The 16,413-nt window shown below is 74.2% G+C and carries 13 protein-coding genes; 6 read left to right on the top strand and 7 right to left on the bottom strand.

What is annotated here, in order from left to right:
- From ABEA77_RS22895 to ABEA77_RS22870, 6 genes are all read left to right on the top strand, one after another.
- Nucleotides 1-1,670 (top strand): MinD/ParA family ATP-binding protein (locus tag ABEA77_RS22895; protein ID WP_345650724.1); only part of this gene is annotated, 1,670 nt, incomplete at its 5' end.
- A 319-nt stretch (nucleotides 1,671-1,989) separates the two neighbouring features.
- Nucleotides 1,990-3,864: an ABC transporter substrate-binding protein gene (locus tag ABEA77_RS22890; protein WP_345650721.1), complete on the top strand. Its 1,875-nt coding sequence runs from the start codon at nucleotides 1,990-1,992 to the stop codon at nucleotides 3,862-3,864.
- A 3-nt stretch (nucleotides 3,865-3,867) separates the two neighbouring features.
- Nucleotides 3,868-4,929, top strand: coding sequence for an ABC transporter permease (locus tag ABEA77_RS22885; protein ID WP_345650719.1), 1,062 nt, complete (start codon nucleotides 3,868-3,870; stop codon nucleotides 4,927-4,929).
- Nucleotides 4,926-5,873 carry an ABC transporter permease gene (locus tag ABEA77_RS22880; protein ID WP_345650716.1) on the top strand — a complete coding sequence of 316 codons (948 nt, stop codon included), beginning with the start codon at nucleotides 4,926-4,928 and terminating at the stop codon, nucleotides 5,871-5,873. The genes ABEA77_RS22885 and ABEA77_RS22880 overlap by 4 nt, the downstream gene beginning before the upstream one ends.
- Nucleotides 5,870-6,859 carry an ABC transporter ATP-binding protein gene (locus ABEA77_RS22875; protein WP_345650714.1) on the top strand — a complete coding sequence of 330 codons (990 nt, stop codon included), beginning with the start codon at nucleotides 5,870-5,872 and terminating at the stop codon, nucleotides 6,857-6,859. Before ABEA77_RS22880 ends, ABEA77_RS22875 begins: the two co-directional genes overlap by 4 nt.
- 3 nt (nucleotides 6,860-6,862) lie before the next feature.
- Nucleotides 6,863-7,873 (top strand): ABC transporter ATP-binding protein, encoded by a 1,011-nt coding sequence (locus tag ABEA77_RS22870; protein ID WP_345650712.1) that lies wholly within the window; start codon nucleotides 6,863-6,865, stop codon nucleotides 7,871-7,873.
- Between the two features lie 696 nt (nucleotides 7,874-8,569).
- Here ABEA77_RS22870 and ABEA77_RS22865 read toward each other — a convergent pair.
- From ABEA77_RS22865 to nusA, 7 genes are all read right to left on the bottom strand, one after another.
- Nucleotides 8,570-9,535 (bottom strand): bifunctional riboflavin kinase/FAD synthetase, encoded by a 966-nt coding sequence (locus ABEA77_RS22865; RefSeq protein WP_345650710.1) that lies wholly within the window; start codon nucleotides 9,533-9,535, stop codon nucleotides 8,570-8,572.
- A gap of 262 nt (nucleotides 9,536-9,797) precedes the next feature.
- Nucleotides 9,798-10,697, bottom strand: coding sequence for a tRNA pseudouridine(55) synthase TruB (gene truB / locus ABEA77_RS22860; RefSeq protein WP_345650708.1), 900 nt, complete (start codon nucleotides 10,695-10,697; stop codon nucleotides 9,798-9,800).
- Entirely contained in the window at nucleotides 10,694-11,191 is a 498-nt protein-coding gene (rbfA, locus tag ABEA77_RS22855; RefSeq protein WP_345650707.1) for a 30S ribosome-binding factor RbfA, read from the bottom strand. The genes truB and rbfA overlap by 4 nt, the downstream gene beginning before the upstream one ends.
- A 90-nt stretch (nucleotides 11,192-11,281) precedes the next feature.
- Nucleotides 11,282-11,575: a DUF503 domain-containing protein gene (locus ABEA77_RS22850; RefSeq protein ID WP_345650706.1), complete on the bottom strand. Its 294-nt coding sequence runs from the start codon at nucleotides 11,573-11,575 to the stop codon at nucleotides 11,282-11,284.
- A 180-nt stretch (nucleotides 11,576-11,755) separates the two neighbouring features.
- Nucleotides 11,756-14,836 carry a translation initiation factor IF-2 gene (infB, locus tag ABEA77_RS22845; RefSeq protein ID WP_345650703.1) on the bottom strand — a complete coding sequence of 1,027 codons (3,081 nt, stop codon included), beginning with the start codon at nucleotides 14,834-14,836 and terminating at the stop codon, nucleotides 11,756-11,758.
- A 144-nt stretch (nucleotides 14,837-14,980) separates the two neighbouring features.
- On the bottom strand, nucleotides 14,981-15,286 hold the full coding sequence (locus tag ABEA77_RS22840) for a YlxR family protein (protein ID WP_345650700.1): 306 nt from the start codon (nucleotides 15,284-15,286) through the stop codon (nucleotides 14,981-14,983).
- Nucleotides 15,287-15,370: 84 nt separating this feature from the next.
- The gene (nusA, locus tag ABEA77_RS22835; RefSeq protein WP_345650697.1) at nucleotides 15,371-16,411 is read right to left on the bottom strand and encodes a transcription termination factor NusA; all 1,041 of its coding nucleotides are present in this window, start codon (nucleotides 16,409-16,411) and stop codon (nucleotides 15,371-15,373) included.
- Nucleotides 16,412-16,413: the final 2 nt, after the last annotated feature.

Raw genomic sequence — 16,413 nt, 5'->3', positions numbered from 1 at the left:
AACCGCCCGCGGGGCCGCCGCAGTGGCCCGCGCCGCCGCAAATCGCCGCGCAGCCGCCCGTGCCCCCGCCCGCCGCGCCGACGGCGCCGGGCCCGTGGGGGCCCGGCCAGGACGGCGGCTACGGCTATCCGGCCGCCGCGCAGCAGCAACAGCCCGGCGGGTACGGCTTCCCGCAGGAGAGCGGCTACGGCTTCCCCCAGCCGGGGCAGCCGGGTGCCCCCGTACCGCCGCAGGCGCAGGCCGGGCCCGCCGCACCCCCGCAGGCCGCCCCCGGGCCCCAGCAGCCCGGCGCGCAGCCGCCGCCCCAGCAGCCGGGGCCGCCCGCCGACCCGCGGGCCGGGACGGCCTGGCCCTCGCCGGTGGCGCACGACCACCGCGAGCGTTCGGTGCCCGGCGCGCCGCTCGGCTACACGGCGGCCGTGGAGCTCTCGTCCGACCGGCTGCTGCGCAACACCAAGCAGAAGCCCAAGAGCAACAGGAACCCGTCGGGCGGGCGGTTCAAGCTCGGCGGCAAGGCGGCCGAGGCCGACCGGATGCGCAAGCTGGAACTCATCAGGACGCCCGTCCTGTCCTGCTACCGGATCGCCGTCATCAGCCTCAAGGGCGGTGTGGGCAAGACGACCACCACCACCGCGCTCGGCGCCACGCTCGCCACGGAGCGGCAGGACAAGATCCTCGCGATCGACGCCAACCCGGACGCGGGCACGCTGGGCCGCCGGGTGCGGCGCGAGACGGGCGCGACCATCCGCGACCTGGTGCAGGCGATCCCGTACCTCAACAGCTACATGGACATCAGGCGCTTCACCTCGCAGGCGCCGTCCGGTCTTGAGATCATCGCGAACGACGTGGACCCCGCGGTCTCCACCACGTTCAACGACGAGGACTACCGCAGGGCGATCGACGTCCTCGGCAAGCAGTACCCGATCATCCTCACGGACTCGGGCACGGGCCTGCTGTACAGCGCGATGCGCGGCGTGCTCGACCTCGCCGACCAGCTGATCATCATCTCCACCCCGTCCGTGGACGGCGCGAGCAGCGCCTCCACGACGCTCGACTGGCTCTCCGCGCACGGGTACGCGGACCTGGTGCAGCGCTCCCTCACGGTGATCTCGGGGGTGCGCGAGACCGGAAAGATGATCAAGGTCGAGGACATCGTGCAGCACTTCGAGACGCGCTGCCGCGGCGTGGTCGTCGTGCCGTTCGACGAGCACCTGGCGGCCGGCGCCGAGCTGGACCTCGACATGATGCGGCCGAAGACGCGCGAGGCGTACTTCAACCTGTCCGCGCTGGTCGCCGAGGACTTCGTGCGGGCACAGCAGCAGCAGGGGCTGTGGACGGGCGCCGAGGGCAACAACCCGCCGCCGCAGGTGCCCCCGCCGATCCCGGGCCAGCAGCAGCCGGGCGGCCCGTACGCCCAGCCCCCGCAGGGCGGTCAGGCGCCGCCGTACGGGGCGCCGCAGCCGCAGGGGCCGGGGCAGGTCTCGCCGTACGGCGCGCCCTACGGCCAGGTGTACGGCTACCCGCCCCAGCAGCCGCCCGCCCCGCAGGCGCACCCGGGCCGGCCGCCCGCCTGGGGCCCGCCGCCCCAGCAGCAGCAGCCGCAGGCGCAGGGCGAGGCGGAGCAGGAGGGCGCGGCGCCGCCGCCCGGCTGGCCGCAGCAGCCGCGCTAGGGAGTGTCCGCGCAGTCGCGTCGTCCGCCCGGCGGGCGTCGCCGGCCGGGCGCGACTGCGCGGACACGACCGAGCGGTGGGGAAGCACATCAGGCACGTCCCCGCGCGGCGGGAGCCGGGGGTCCGTACTCTGTTCGAGGCGCGGGCCCCCGTCGCATGTCCGTACGAGCCCGGCCGGCCGGTGACGCGGCGCCGCGTCACCGGTCGTTGACCCGGCATCAGCCCGCTGGTACACCTCGCCTCACCGGCAGAAGCGGAACACACTGTTCCGGTGGTCTGCTCCCCGTACCGAGCGAGTGATGACGCGAGGTCACCGGCCATGGTCCCACCAGCTCCCCCGCACCGCGCGCTGCCGCGGCGCCGCGCGCCCCGCGTGCCGACGGCCGCGCTGGCCGCCGCGGGCCTGGTGACGGCCTGCCTCATCCCGTACGGCACCCCCTCGGCCGCGGCCCGGCAGGCCCACCCGGGCGGCGACGGGGGCCGCAGGGTGCTGACGGTCGCGGTCCGGCAGAGCGTGGACTCGCTCAGCCCGTTCCTCGCCCAGTCGCTCGTCTCCAGCACCATCCACCGCCTGGCGTACGAGTACCTGACCAACTACGACCCGCGCGACGGCCGCGCGATCCCCGGCTTCGCCACCGCGTGGCACGCCTCCCCGGACAAGCTCACCTGGACGTACACGATCCGGCGGAACTCGACCTGGTCGGACGGGGTGCGGGCGACGGCGCGCGACGCCGCCTGGACGTTCCGGAAGATGATGACCGACCCGGCGGCCGCCACCGCGAACGGCAGCTTCACCGCCAACTTCGCGGAGGTCACCGCGCCCGACCCGGCCACGCTGGTGATCCGGCTGAGGAAACCGCAGTCGAACATGGCCGCCCTCGACGTGCCGATCGTGCCCGAGCACGTCTGGAAGAAGGTCAAGGACTTTTCGACCTTCACCAACGACGCGCGCTTCCCGATCGTCGGCAACGGCCCCTTCGTCGTCACGGCCTACAAGGTCGACCAGTACGTGAAGCTGCGGCCCAACCCGTCGTTCTGGCGGGGCGCACCCGCATTCGACGAGCTGGACCTGAAGTACTACAAGGACGGCGACGCCGCGGTGGCGGCGCTGCGCAAGGGCGAGGTGTCGTTCGTCTCCGGCCTGACGCCCGCGCAGACCTCCGCGCTCGCGCACGCCCGCGACATCAAGGTCAACGACGCGCCGGGCAACCGCTTCTACGCCCTCGCCACCAACCCGGGCGCCCACGCCGCGGACGGCCGCAGGATGGGCGACGGAAACCCGGCGCTGCTCGACCCGGCGGTACGCAGGGCGCTGTTCGAGTCCGTCGACACCGGCCGCCTCGTCAGGACCGTCTTCCAGGGCCACGCGGCGGTCGGCCGCGGCTATCTGCCGCCGCGCTTCGGCGCGTACTTCTGGCGGCCCTCGGCGAAGCAGCGCGTCCCCTACGACCCGGCGGCGGCGCGGACCCGGCTGACGCGGGCCGGGTACCGCACCGACCGGCAGGGGCGGCGGCTCGGCAAGGACGGCAGGCCGCTGCGCTTCCGCATCCTGTGCCACGCCACCGACCCCAACGACAAGGCCGTCAGCCAGTACCTCAAGGAGTGGTGGGCGAAGCTGGGCATCGGCCTCGACGTCGAGTGCCTCGACAACGTCGGCGATCCCTGGCTCGCCGGGAACTACGATCTCGCCTTCGACGGCTGGTCCGTCAGCCCCGACCCGGACTACGTGCTCTCCATCCACACCTGCGGCGCGCTGCCCGCGACCCCGCGCGCGAGCGGCGCCACCGACGACTTCATCTGCGACAGGACGTACGACCGGCTCTACGCCCGCCAGGCGGCGGAGTACGACCCGGCGAAGCGCGCCGCGCTGGTGAGGCGGATGGAGTCGCGGCTCTACGACACCGGCTACATGAACGTGCTCGCGTACCCCAACGCGATGGAGGCGTACCGCACCGACCAGATCGCCTCGGTCGAGACGATGCCGTCGTCCGGCGGCAACATCTGGGGCCAGGACGGCTACTGGAGCTGGTGGTCCGCGGTGCCCGCGGCGGGCGCCGTGCACGCCGGGGCCGCGGACGCGGACGTGCCCGCCACCGGCGCGCTGCTGGGGATCGCGGGCGCCTCGGCCCTGGCCGCGGGCCTCGCCGTGCTGTACGCGCTGCGCCGCCGGGCGACCGCCTACGACCGGGAGTAGCGGATGACCACTGCGACCAGCTCACCGCCCGTACCGGGCGCGGACCCGCCCCGGGCGCGGGAGGCCGCGCCCGGGCGCCGCGGTGCCGCCCTCGGCTACGCGCGCTACGTGGCGGGGAAGGCCGCGGGCGCGGCGGTCTCGCTGCTCGCCGTCCTCGTCACCAGCTTCTTCCTCTTCCGCGTGCTGTCCAGGGACCCTGTCAGGGCCATGACGCACGGCGCCCCGATGAGCGCGGAGCAGCAGGAGACGCTGCGCAGGCAGTTCGGGCTCGACCAGCCGCTGTGGCGGCAGTTCACCGGCTACTGCGCGGGCGCGCTCCGCGGCGACCTGGGCACCTCCTACCAGTTCCACGCGCCGGTCGGCGAACTGATCGCGGCGAAGCTGCCCGCGACGCTGCTGCTCACCGGCACGGCCGTGGTGCTGTACTCGGCGCTCGGGCTGTGGCTCGGCACCCGCGCGGCCTGGCGCAGCGGCCGGCGCGCCGACCGCGTCACCACCGGTGTCGCGCTGACGCTCTGGTCGGTGCCGTCGTTCTGGCTCGGGCTGCTGCTGGTGATCGTGTTCGGGGTGGGCCTCGGGCCGGTGCCCGGACTGTTCCCGACCGGCGGCATGGCGTCGGGCGACACGGCGGGCCCCGCCTACGTGCTGGACGTCGCACACCACATGGTGCTGCCCGTGCTGACGCTGGTCGCCGTGGGGTACGCCCAGACGCTGCTGGTGACCCGCTCGTCGCTGCTGGACGAGATGGGCGGCGACTATCTGACGACGGCCCGCGCCAAGGGGCTGCGGGACGCGGCCGTGCGGCGCCGGCACGCGGTGCCCAACGCGCTGCTGCCCACCGTGACCATGGTCTTCATCAACCTGGGCTTCGTCGCCGCGGGTTCGATCCTGACGGAGACGGTGTTCTCCTGGCCCGGCCTCGGCCAGCTGTTCTACCAGGCGCTGAGCGTGCCCGACCTGCCGCTCGTGCAGGGCCTGTTCGTGGTGTTCGCGGGGGCCATGATCCTCATGAACCTCGTCGCCGACCTGCTCTGTCCGTTCCTCGACCCCCGGGTGGGCCGATGACTCTCGCCGACACGCAACAGCAGGGCCCCGCGGAGCTGCCGCCGCGGCACGGCCGGTACGCCGGGTCGCCCGCGTGGCAGCGGCGGCGGGCGGCCGTTGCCCGCTTCTGGCGCGGCTACCGCTCGCACCGCGCGGGCCTCGTGGGCCTCGCTGCCCTGGTGGTGATCGCGCTCGCGGCGGTGGCCGCGCCGCTGCTCGTCGGGGACGACGTGCGCAGCGTGACGGCGGCCACGGGCGCGCCGCTCGCCGCGCCGAGCCTGGACTACCCGCTCGGCACCGACCAGTTCGGCAGGTCGCTGCTGGGGCTGCTGGTGTGGGGCGCGCGGGTGTCGCTGACGGTGGGGCTGCTCGCGGCGGCGCTCTCGGTGGCGATCGGCACACTGGTGGGCGTGGTGGCCGGGCACTTCGGCGGCGCGCTCTCCACGGTCGTCATGCGGATCACCGACTGGTTCCTCGTGATGCCGACGCTGGTCCTCGCGATCGTCCTCGCGACGGTGATGTCGCGGTCACTGTGGACGGTGGTCCTGGCGATCGGGGTGACGAGCTGGCCGACGACGGCCCGGCTGGTGCGGGCGCAGACCACGGCCGTCGAGTCGCGCCCGTACATCGAGCGGGCCAGGGCGCTGGGCGGCGGGCACCGGCACGTGATGGCGCGCCACGTCCTGCCGAACGTGCTGCCGCTGGTGCTCGCGCAGACCACGCTCGGCATCTCCACCGCGATCCTCACGGAGGCCACGCTCGCGTTCCTCGGCCTCGGCGACCCGACCGTCGTCTCCTGGGGCGGGATGCTCCAGGACGCGCGGGAGGCGGGCGCCGTGTCCTCGGGCGACTGGTGGTATCTGGCACCGCCCGGCATCGCCGTCGCGCTGGTGGCGCTGTCGTTCACGCTGTGCGGTCGCGCGGTGGAGTCCGTGCTCAACCCCCGTCTGGGGGCGGGAAGATGACCGGGGAACGGCGGGCGGACGGCGGGCCGGAGCTGCTGCGGGTCGAGGACCTGCGGGTGAGCTACGGGACGGGCCGAGCGGCCGTGCCCGCGGTGCGCGGCGTCGACCTGACGCTGCCGGCGGGCGGCACGCTGGGCCTCGCGGGCGAGTCGGGGTGCGGCAAGTCGACGCTCGCGCTCGCGCTGCTGCGGCTGCTGCCGCCGGCGGCGCGGGTCACCGGGCGGGTCCTGCTGGACGGCGAGGACGTGCTCGCCATGCGGTGGGGGCGGCTGCGCGCGGTGCGGTGGGCGGGCGCGTCGATCGTCTTCCAGGGCGCGATGCACGCGCTCAACGCGGTGCACCGCGTCGGCGACCAGGTCGCGGAGCCGCTGCTCGTGCACGGCAGGGCGACGCCCGCGGCGGCCAGGCGGCGCGCGGGCGAGCTGCTCGAACAGGTGGGGCTGCCCGCGGCCCGCGCGAGCGCCCATCCGCACGAGCTGTCCGGCGGGCAGCGCCAGCGCGTGATGATCGCGATGGCGCTGGCCTGCGCGCCCCGGCTGGTGGTCGCGGACGAGCCGACGACCGCGCTCGACGTGATGATCCAGGCGCAGGTGCTGCGGCTGATCGGCTCGCTCGTCGCCGAGCAGGGCATCGGGCTGCTGATGATCAGCCACGACCTGGCGGTCCTCGCGCGGACCTGCGACCGGCTCGCCGTGATGTACGCGGGGCGCGTCGTCGAGGAGGGCCCGGCGCGCGCCGTGCACGGCGCGGCGGCGCACCCGTACGGCAGGGCGCTCTCCGCGGCGTTCCCCCGCGTCGGGGACCCGGCGTCCCGGCGCGCGCCACGCGGCCTGCCGGGCGACCCACCGGACCCGGCGGCGCTGCCCGCCGGGTGCGCGTTCCACCCGCGCTGCCCGGTCGCCGTGTCCCAGTGCGCGCACCAGGACCAGCGGCTGCGGGCAGCGGGCGAGGACCGCAGCGCCGCCTGTCTACGAGTGGGAGAGTGAGCGATGGCCACGGCACCGGTCATGAAGGAGTCCCCGGCGGCCGGGGCCCTGCTGCGCGCGGACGCCCTCGCGGTCACCTACCAGGGCCGGCGCGGCGGCCCGCCCGCCCGCGCGGTCGACGGCGTCGACCTGGACGTCGGCAGGGGCGAGATCGTCGCGCTCGTCGGCGAGTCCGGGTGCGGCAAGACGACGCTGGCGCGCACCCTGCTCGGACTGGTACCGCCCACGGCGGGCCGTGTCGTGTTCGCCGGGGAGCCGCTCGGCTACGGCGCGCGGGCCCTCAAGGCGTACCGCAGGCGCGTCCAGCTGGTGCTCCAGGACCCGACGGGCGCGCTCAACCCGCGGCACACGGTGTACGACGCGGTCGCCGAGGGCCTGCGCATCCACGGCGGCGCGAGCGACGAGCGCGCGGCGGTCGCGGAGGCACTCGCGCGGGCCGGGCTGCGCCCGCCGGAGCGCTTCCTCCTGCGCTACCCGCACGAACTGTCGGGCGGCCAGCGCCAGCGCGTCGTGATCGCGGGCGCGCTCGTGCTGCGCCCCGAACTCCTCGTCGCCGACGAGCCCGTCGCCTCGCTCGACGCGTCGGTGCGCGGCGAGATCCTCGCCCTGCTGCTGTCGCTGCGCGACGAACTCGGCCTGTCCGCGCTCGTGGTCACCCACGACCTCGGCCTCGCGTGGAACATCGCGGACCGGGTCGCCGTCATGTACCTGGGCCGGATCGTGGAGGCGGGCCCGGTCGAGGAGGTCCTCTCGGCGCCCCGCCACCCCTACACCAGGGCGCTCCTCTCGGTCCTGCCCGACTCCTCCGCGCCCCCGGTCGTCCTCACGGGCGAGCCCCCCGACCCGACGCGCGTCCCGCCCGGCTGCCGCTTCCACGCCCGCTGCCAGGTCCTCGCCGCCGCGGGCCCCGTCCACCCCGAGGCCGCCACCGCCTGCCGCACCCGTGACCTCCCCGTACTCCCCGGCCACGGCCCCCACACGGCAGCCTGCCACTGGCCCACCGCTGAGCCCTAGGAACGCCCGCCGTCCAGCGCGCGGGGGCGGCCGATCTCCACCGGCAGGACGCGGACGAAGCCCGCGCCCATCAGCGCGCAGAGCGTCCACAGCAGCAGCGGCGCGAGGAAGCTGGGTCGCGGAGCGGCATCCTTCGGTGCCCGTCGCCTCCCCGTACAGCTTCTGCAGCGCGGTGGCGGCGTCGAGGCGCGCCCGCTGCGCGTCGTGCAGCGCCGTGGCACGGACCGGCCCGTGGTCGCGGAGCGCCGCGATGGCCTTCGACTCGGCCTCGGTGGGGGGGGCGTTGGTCATCAGCTCGCCGGGAACCCCCTTGGGGCCCATCGGGACGCCGGCCCTGGATGCGGTGTCCTCCGCGTTCCGGAGGGCGGTCTCGGCCGTGGACAGCCGCCGCGACAGGTCGGTGAGGCCTTGCCGACGGCGCCGACGAGCTCCGCGAGCGCCCCGGCCGCCGTGGAGTCCGCCGTCCACGCCTCGCCGCACGCCGCGGGGTCGACCACCGGGGCCAGCCGTACGGAGGGCAGCCCGGCGTCGCGCATCTCCTCGGCGTACGGGCCGAGGGCGACCGCGATCCGGGGCTGGCTGTCCCCCAGCGCGGCGACGAGCCCTCGAAGCGCGTGAAGGCCACGGGCACCGCGGTGCCGTTCGCGTGAGCGAGCAGCTCGAAGTGTGACCCGGCGGTGGTCCGCCGGGCGTGCGTCAGGCGCCGCGGTGGTCCGCGTCGTACGCCGCGACGAGGTCGGCGCAGCGCTTCACGTCGCCGGCCATCGCTTCGAGGAGCGCGTCGACGGACGCGAACTTCTCCTGGCCGCGCACGTACGCGAGGAAGTCGACCGCGACGTGCAAGCCGTACAGGTCGAGCCCGACGCGGTCGATGGCATACGCCTCGACGGTCCTGTCGACGCCCTCGAACTGCGGGTTGGTCCCGACGGACACGGCCGCCGGCATCCGCTCGCCCGCCGCGGTGAGCCAGCCCGCGTAGACGCCGTCCGCAGGGATCGCGGAGTGCGGGAGGGTCGCGACGTTGGCCGTGGGGTAGCCGAGTTCGCGGCCGCGCTGGGCGCCCCGCACGACGACGCCCTCGACGCGGTGCGGTCTGCCGAGGATCTCCCGCGCGCCCTCGACGTCACCCTCGGCGATCAGGCCCCGGGTCAGGGTCGACGAGAAGGGGCGGCCGCCGCCCGCCTCGCCGGTGACCCGCAGGTCGACCACGTCGACCTCGTAGTCGTAGGTGGCGCCGAGCTCGGCCAGCACGTCGACGTTGCCCGCGGCCCGGTGGCCGAAGCGGAAGTTCGGTCCCTCCACGACCACACGGGCGTGCAGCTTGTCGACCAGGACCTTGACGATGAAGTCCGCAGGGGACAGCTTCGAGAACTCGACGGTGAACGGCAGGATCAGCACGGCGTCCACGCCGAGGTCCGCCATCAGCTCCGCGCGGCGGTGGTGGGGCGCGAGCAGCGGCGGATGGCTGCCGGGCCGCACGACCTCGCTGGGGTGCGGGTCGAAGGTCACCACGACGGAGGGGACGCCGAGCGCACGCGCCCGCTCGACGGTCCTGCCGATGATGAGCTGGTGCCCGCGGTGCACGCCGTCGTAGGAGCCGATGGTGACGACGCTGCGCCCCCAGTCCTGGGGGATGTCCTCCAAGCCACGCCAGCGCTGCACTGTGACCGCTCCTCGCCCGAAACTGTGTCTGGTCCGTTGTCGACTAAGCATCCCCAAGACTGCCATGTCGCGGTACCCGGGGCCGAACGCGCCCCCGCGTGACCCCGCCGTCACTCCGGGCGCCCCCGTCCGCGGGGTGCGGGGACAGCGTCCGGCGGACAGATGCCTGCGTGAAGGGGGAGGAGCCGTGCGGCGGGCAGGCGCGCCCTGCCCGCCCACGGGACACCTCCCCGCGAATCGGCGGGACGGCGCGCCTCGCCCCTCAGCCGAAGACCGCGAGGCTCTTGGCCTTGCCCTTCTGCTCCTCCACCAGCGCGAGGAAGCGCCCACCTGGCCCGAACACCGCGACCGGCGAGGACGGATGGGCTGGCATCTCCAGACGGACGCCGTTCAGCAGCAGCTTCGCGCGCCGCTCGTCCACCTCCCAGCGGGCGAACGCGGCCTCGGCCGCCTCGGCGACCGGCATCACCGTCAGCTCCTCCTGGAGCTGGTCGAGGGTCTTCGCCGCGTCGATGCCGTACGGGCCGACGCGGGTCCTGCGCAGCGCCGTGAGGTGGCCGCCGACGCCGAGCCCGGCGCCGAGGTCGCGGGCGAGCGCCCTGATGTACGTGCCCGACGAGCAGACGACGGAGACGACCAGGTCGAGCACGGGCGTGCCGTCCTCGGCGACCGCGGGGCGCACGTCGTAGACGCGGAAGGAGGACACCGTCACCGGGCGGGCCGGGATGTCGAACTCCTCTCCCCCGCGCACCCGGGCGTACGACCGCTTCCCGTCGATCTTGATGGCGCTGACCTTGGAGGGCACCTGCATGATCGGCCCTGTCAGCTCGGCCACGCCCGCGTCGACGGCCTCCCTGGTGACGCCGGACGCGTCGGTGGACGCGGTGATCTCGCCCTCGGCGTCGTCCGTGACCGTGGCCTGGCCGAGCCGGATCGTGCCGAGGTACTCCTTCTCGGTCAGCGCGAGATGGCCGAGGAGCTTGGTGGCGCGCTCCACGCCGAGGACGAGGACGCCGGTGGCCATGGGGTCGAGGGTGCCGGCGTGGCCGACCCGGCGGGTCTTCGCGATTCCGCGCATCTTGGCCACGACGTCGTGCGAGGTGAAGCCCGACGGCTTGTCGACGATGACGAGGCCGTCGGGCGTCCGGTTCTGCTCGGTCATTCGGCGGCGGCACCGCCCGCCGCGTGGCCGTCCGCGCCGTCGCCGACAGCGCCGTCACCGGCATCCGCCTCGTCGTCACCCGGCTTGCGGTAGGGGTCGGCGTCCCCCGCGTACGTCTTGCCGGTCGACACCTCGCGGACCTCGGCGTCCTTGGCGCGCGCCTTGTCGAGGAGGTCCTCGATGGTGCGCGCGTTGTCCGGCAGGGCGTCCGGCACGAACGCGAGCGTCGGGGTGAACCTGACGCCGGTCTGACGGCCCACCTCGGAGCGCAGGACGCCCTTCGCGCTCTCCAGGGCCGCCGCGGAGGCCGCGCGCTCCTCGTCGTCGCCGTAGACCGTGTAGAAGACCGTGGCCTCCCGCAGGTCGCCGGTGACGCGGGCGTCCGTGATGGTCACGAAGCCCAGCCGCGGATCCTTGATGCGCCGGTCCAGGGTCTCCGCGACCACGACCTGGATGCGATCGGCCAGCTTGCGGGCCCGCGCGTTGTCGGTCACCGGTCGTCACTCTCTTCTTCTCGGTTGAACGGTTGGTTCGGTCGGGCGGGGACGGCAGACGCGGGAGCCGGCGGACCGCGCGCGGCGCGCTCAGTCGTCGTCGCCGTGCAGCCGCCGCCGCACGGACAGCAGCTCCACCTCGGGACGGGCCGCCACCAGGCGCTCGCAGCGGTCCAGTACGTCCGTGAGGTGGGCCAAGTCCCCCGAGACGGCCGCGAGGCCGATCTCGGCCCTGCGGTGGAGGTCCTGGACGCCCGTCTCCGCGACGCTCACCGCGAACGTGCGGTGCAGCTCCGCGACGATCGGACGGACGACGGATCGCTTCTCCTTCAGCGACCGTACGTCGCCGAGCAGCAGATCGAAGGACAGGGTCCCCACATACATGCGCGTCCGGATGTCCCGCCGGTACGGGTTCGTGAGTGCCTGCCGCCGTGGCGACGGCGTCGGCCGCCGCGCCGGGCACGGCCGCGATCACCTGAACCGTACACGCGGCGGCCGGGGCCGTTCGACGGGGTTTCCCTCCGCCGGACGGCCCCGGACCTCAGGTGCCGCGGGATGCCCGGGTCAGCCGCGCGGCTTCTCGCGCATCTCGTAGGTGGCGATGACGTCGTCGATCTTGATGTCGTTGAAGTTTCCGAGGTTGATACCGCCCTCGAAGCCTTCGCGGATCTCGGTGACGTCGTCCTTGAAGCGGCGCAGGCCCTCGATGTTGAGGTTCTCCGCGATGACCTTGCCGTCGCGGATAACCCTCGCCTTCGTGTTCCTGCGGACCTCGCCGGACCGGATGATCACACCGGCGATGTTGCCCAGCTTGGACGACCGGAAGATCTCGCGGATCTCCGCCGTGCCGAGCTCGGCCTCCTCGTACTCCGGCTTGAGCATGCCCTTGAGGGCCGACTCGATCTCCTCGATCGCCTGGTAGATGACCGAGTAGTACCGGACGTCCACGCCCTCGCGCTCGGCCATCTGCGCGGCACGCCCGGCGGCGCGCACGTTGAAGCCGATCACGATGGCGTCGGAGCCCATCGCCAGGGAGATGTCGGACTCCGTGACCGCACCGACGCCGCGGTGCAGGACCCGGATGTCGACCTCCTCGCCGACGTCGAGCTGGAGCAGCGAGGACTCCAGGGCCTCGACAGAACCGGACGCGTCGCCCTTGATGATGAGGTTGAGTTCCTGCACGAGGCCCGCCTTGAGCGCCTCGTCCAGGTTCTCCAGGGAGAACCTGACACCCCTGCGGGCGAAGTTCGCGTTCCGCTCGCGGGCCGCGCGCTTCTCGGCGATCTGGCGTGCCGTGCGGTCCTCGTCGACGACGAGGAAGTTGTCGCCCGCACCCGGCACGTTGGTCAGACCGAGCACGAGGACCGGCGTCGACGGGGGCGCCTCCTCCACGTTGTTGCCGTTGTCGTCGAGCATCGCCCGGACACGGCCGTACGCGTCGCCCGCGACCATCGTGTCGCCGACGCGCAGCGTGCCGCGCTGGACGAGCACGGTGGCGACGGCGCCGCGGCCGCGGTCGAGGTGGGCCTCGATCGCGATGCCCTGCGCGTCCTGCTCCGGGTTGGCCCGCAGGTCGAGCGAGGCGTCCGCGGTCAGGACCACGGCCTCCAGCAGGCTGTCGATGTTCAGGCCCTGCTTGGCGGAGATGTCGACGAACATGGTGTCGCCGCCGTACTCCTCGGCCACCAGACCGAACTCGGTGAGCTGGCCGCGCACCTTGGTCGGGTCGGCGCCCTCGACGTCGATCTTGTTGACCGCGACCACGATCGGCACGTCGGCCGCCTTGGCGTGGTTCAGCGCCTCGATCGTCTGGGGCATCACGCCGTCGTTGGCCGCGACCACCAGGATCGCGATGTCCGTGGACTTCGCACCGCGGGCACGCATGGCGGTGAACGCCTCGTGGCCCGGGGTGTCGATGAAGGTGATCTTGCGGTCTTCACCGTTGACGTCCGTCGTGACCTGGTAGGCACCGATGTGCTGCGTGATGCCGCCGGCCTCGCCCGCGACCACGTTGGTCTTGCGGATGGTGTCGAGCAGGCGGGTCTTGCCGTGGTCGACGTGACCCATGACGGTGACCACCGGCGGGCGGGAGACCAGGGCCTCGTCGCCGCCCTCGTCCTCGCCGAACTCGATGTCGAAGGACTCCAGGAGCTCCCGGTCCTCCTCCTCCGGGCTGACGATCTCCAGCACGTAGTTCATCTCGTCGGCGAGCAGCTGGAGCGTCTCGTCGGAGACCGACTGGGTGGCCGTGACCATCTCGCCGAGGTTCATCATCACCGCGACGAGCGACGCCGGGTTGGCGTTGATCTTCTCGGCGAAGTCGGTGAGGGACGCACCGCGCGACAGGCGGACGCTCTGCCCGTTGCCGCGAGGCAGCATCACACCGCCGACCGACGGGGCCTGCATGGCCTCGTACTCCTGGCGCCTCTGCCGCTTCGACTTGCGGCCGCGCCGCGCGGGACCGCCGGGACGGCCGAACGCGCCCTGCGTGCCACCGCGGCCACCGGGGCCGCCGGGACGACCGCCGAAGCCGGGACGACCGCCGCCGAAGCCGCCGCCGCCCGGACGCCCGGGAGCGCCGCCGCCACCGCCGGGACGGCCGGCGAAGCCGCCGCCACCGCCACCGGGACGACCGGCGAAGCCGGGACGGCCACCCCGTCCACCGCGGCCGCGACGACCGCCCCGGCCGAGACCGCGGCCGCCGCCGGGGCCGCCGCTGGCCCGCGGGCCCGCTGCCGGACGCTGCGGCATCATGCCGGGGTTCGGACGGTTCCCGCCGCCGGGGCGGGGACCGCCGGCCGCGCCCTGGGGACGCGGCATGCCGCCTGGTGTGGGCCTGCCGCCCTGGCCGCCGGGGGCCTGGGGACGGGGACCGCCCTGACCCGCGCCCTGCGGACGGGGGCCGCCGCGAGGACCGGCGCCGCCGGGTCGCGGCGCGCCGCCGGGACGGGGCGCCTGCGGGCGCGCCATGCCGGTGGAGCCGCCGGACGTGAACGGGTTGTTGCCGGGACGCGGGCCCGCGGGCCGCGCACCGGGCCTGGGACCGCCCTGGCCGGGGCGCGGGGCGCCGGGACGGCCGCCCTGGCGCTGGTCGCCGCCCTGGCGCTGGTCGCGCTGGCCGGGGCGGGCGCCGGGGCGCGCACCCTGCGCAGGGGACGGCGCGCCCGGCCGCGGCCCGGAGGCCGGGGGCGCGGGCGGCGCGGTGAACTCGGGCGCGGCGGGCGCCGGCTTGGGGCCGGGGCGCGGGCCGGGAGTCGCGGGCCGAGGGGCCGCGGGGGCCGGTGCCTGGGGGGCAGGGGCGCTGCGCCGGGGGGCCTCGGCGGCGGCCGGCTTGGGGGCCGGGGCGCCGGGCTTCGGGGCGGCGGGCCGCTCCCCCGCCGGCTTGGCGCCGCCGGTCTGCGCCGGGGAGGGCGCTGCGGGCTTCGCCGGCGTGCTCTTGCGCGGCGCGGCGGGCTTGGCTGCGGACTTGCCGTTGCCGTTGCCCGACGGGCCCTGGAGCGCGTCGGTCAGTTTGCGTACTACGGGCGCCTCGATCGTCGACGACGCCGAACGGACGAATTCACCGAGTTCCTGGAGCTTGGCCATGACGACCTTGCTCTCCACACCGAACTCCTTGGCGAGTTCGTATACCCGGACCTTAGCCACTTCGCTCCTTTTAGGTCCGGGTTACCGCCGGACCGTCGCTACTTCATGGGCGTACTCATCGCGTACTCATCGAGTGCTCATCGCAATCTCGACCTACTTCCGACTCGCGAGGTACCTGAACCGCACGGGGTTCCGTGCCGTACTTCATTGCTTCTTCCCTGACGTGCCGTCCGTGCCGCCGACCGCTTCGACGGTCCCGCGCAGCCGCGCGGTGTCGAGCGGTCCCCGAACCCGGAAGGCCCGTGGGAAGGCCCGGCGGCGTACCGCCAGATCAAGGCATTCCGAAACGGGATGCACGTACGCACCCCGGCCGGGCAGCGTACCGCGAAGATCCGGGACGCAGTGTCCCTGGACCGCCACGATCCGCAGCAGATCGTCCTTGGCCGCTCGCTCCCGGCACCCCACGCAGGTTCGCTCGGGGCAGGATCGGGCGCTCGTCCGGCCAGACACAGTCAAGTCTACCTCCCCACACCGATCTCATCCCTACGGGGCGGCCTTGCGCACGGTGGCGGACCGCCGCAGGCCCGGAGCCGTTCAGCCGCGGTCCGCGGGCCCCGGCTCCGCGCCCTGCCCCGACGGGGTCCGTGCGCCCTCCGGCTGCTCGGTGTCCGGCCTGATGTCGATGCGCCAGCCGGTGAGGCGGGCGGCGAGGCGGGCGTTCTGGCCCTCCTTGCCGATCGCCAGCGAGAGCTGGTAGTCGGGGACGGTGACCCGGGCGCTGCGGGCGGCGAGGTCGACGATCTCGACCTTGCTGACCCGGGCGGGCGACAGGGCGTTGGCCACCATCTCCGCCGGGTCGTCCGACCAGTCCACGATGTCGATCTTCTCACCGTGCAGCTCGGCCATCACGTTGCGCACCCGGGTGCCCATCGGGCCGATGCAGGCGCCCTTGGCGTTGAGGCCCGAGCGGGTGGAGCGCACGGCGATCTTGGAGCGGTGGCCGGCCTCGCGGGCGATCGCGGTGATCTCGACCGAGCCGTCGGCGATCTCCGGGACCTCCAGCGCGAACAGCTTCTTGACCAGGTTCGGGTGGGTGCGGGAGAGCGTGACCGAGGGGCCGCGCACCCCCTTGGCGACCCGGACGACATAGGTGCGCAGCCGCAGGCCGTGGGTGTACTCCTCGTCGGGCACCTGCTCCTGCACCGGCAGGATGGCCTCCAGCTTGTCGTCCAGCTTGACCAGGACGTTCTTCGGGTCCTTGCCCTGCTGGACCTGGCCCGCGACGATGTCGCCCTCGCGGCGCGCGTACTCGCCGAAGGTGACGTCGTTCTCCGCGTCCTTCAGGCGCTGCTGGATGACCTGGCGCGCGGTGGTCGCGGCGATCCGCCCGAAGTTGGACGGCGTGTCGTCGAACTCCGCGGCCTCCTGGCCCTCCTCCAGGTCGGCCGGGTCCTCCGTCGCCCACACGGTCACATGGCCGGTGTCGCGGCTGAGCTCGACCCTGGCGTGCCTGCGGCTGCCCTCGGTGCGGTGGTACGCGATGAGGAGGGCCGACTCGATCGCCTCGACCAGCAGCTCGAAGGGGATCTCCTTCTCATGTGCCAAGCCCCTCAGGAGCTTCACATCGATGTCCACGG

The organism is Streptomyces tremellae (assembly GCF_039540215.1).
Classification (GTDB): domain Bacteria; phylum Actinomycetota; class Actinomycetes; order Streptomycetales; family Streptomycetaceae; genus Streptomyces; species Streptomyces tremellae.
This window is presented reverse-complemented; position numbering and strand designations above follow the sequence as displayed.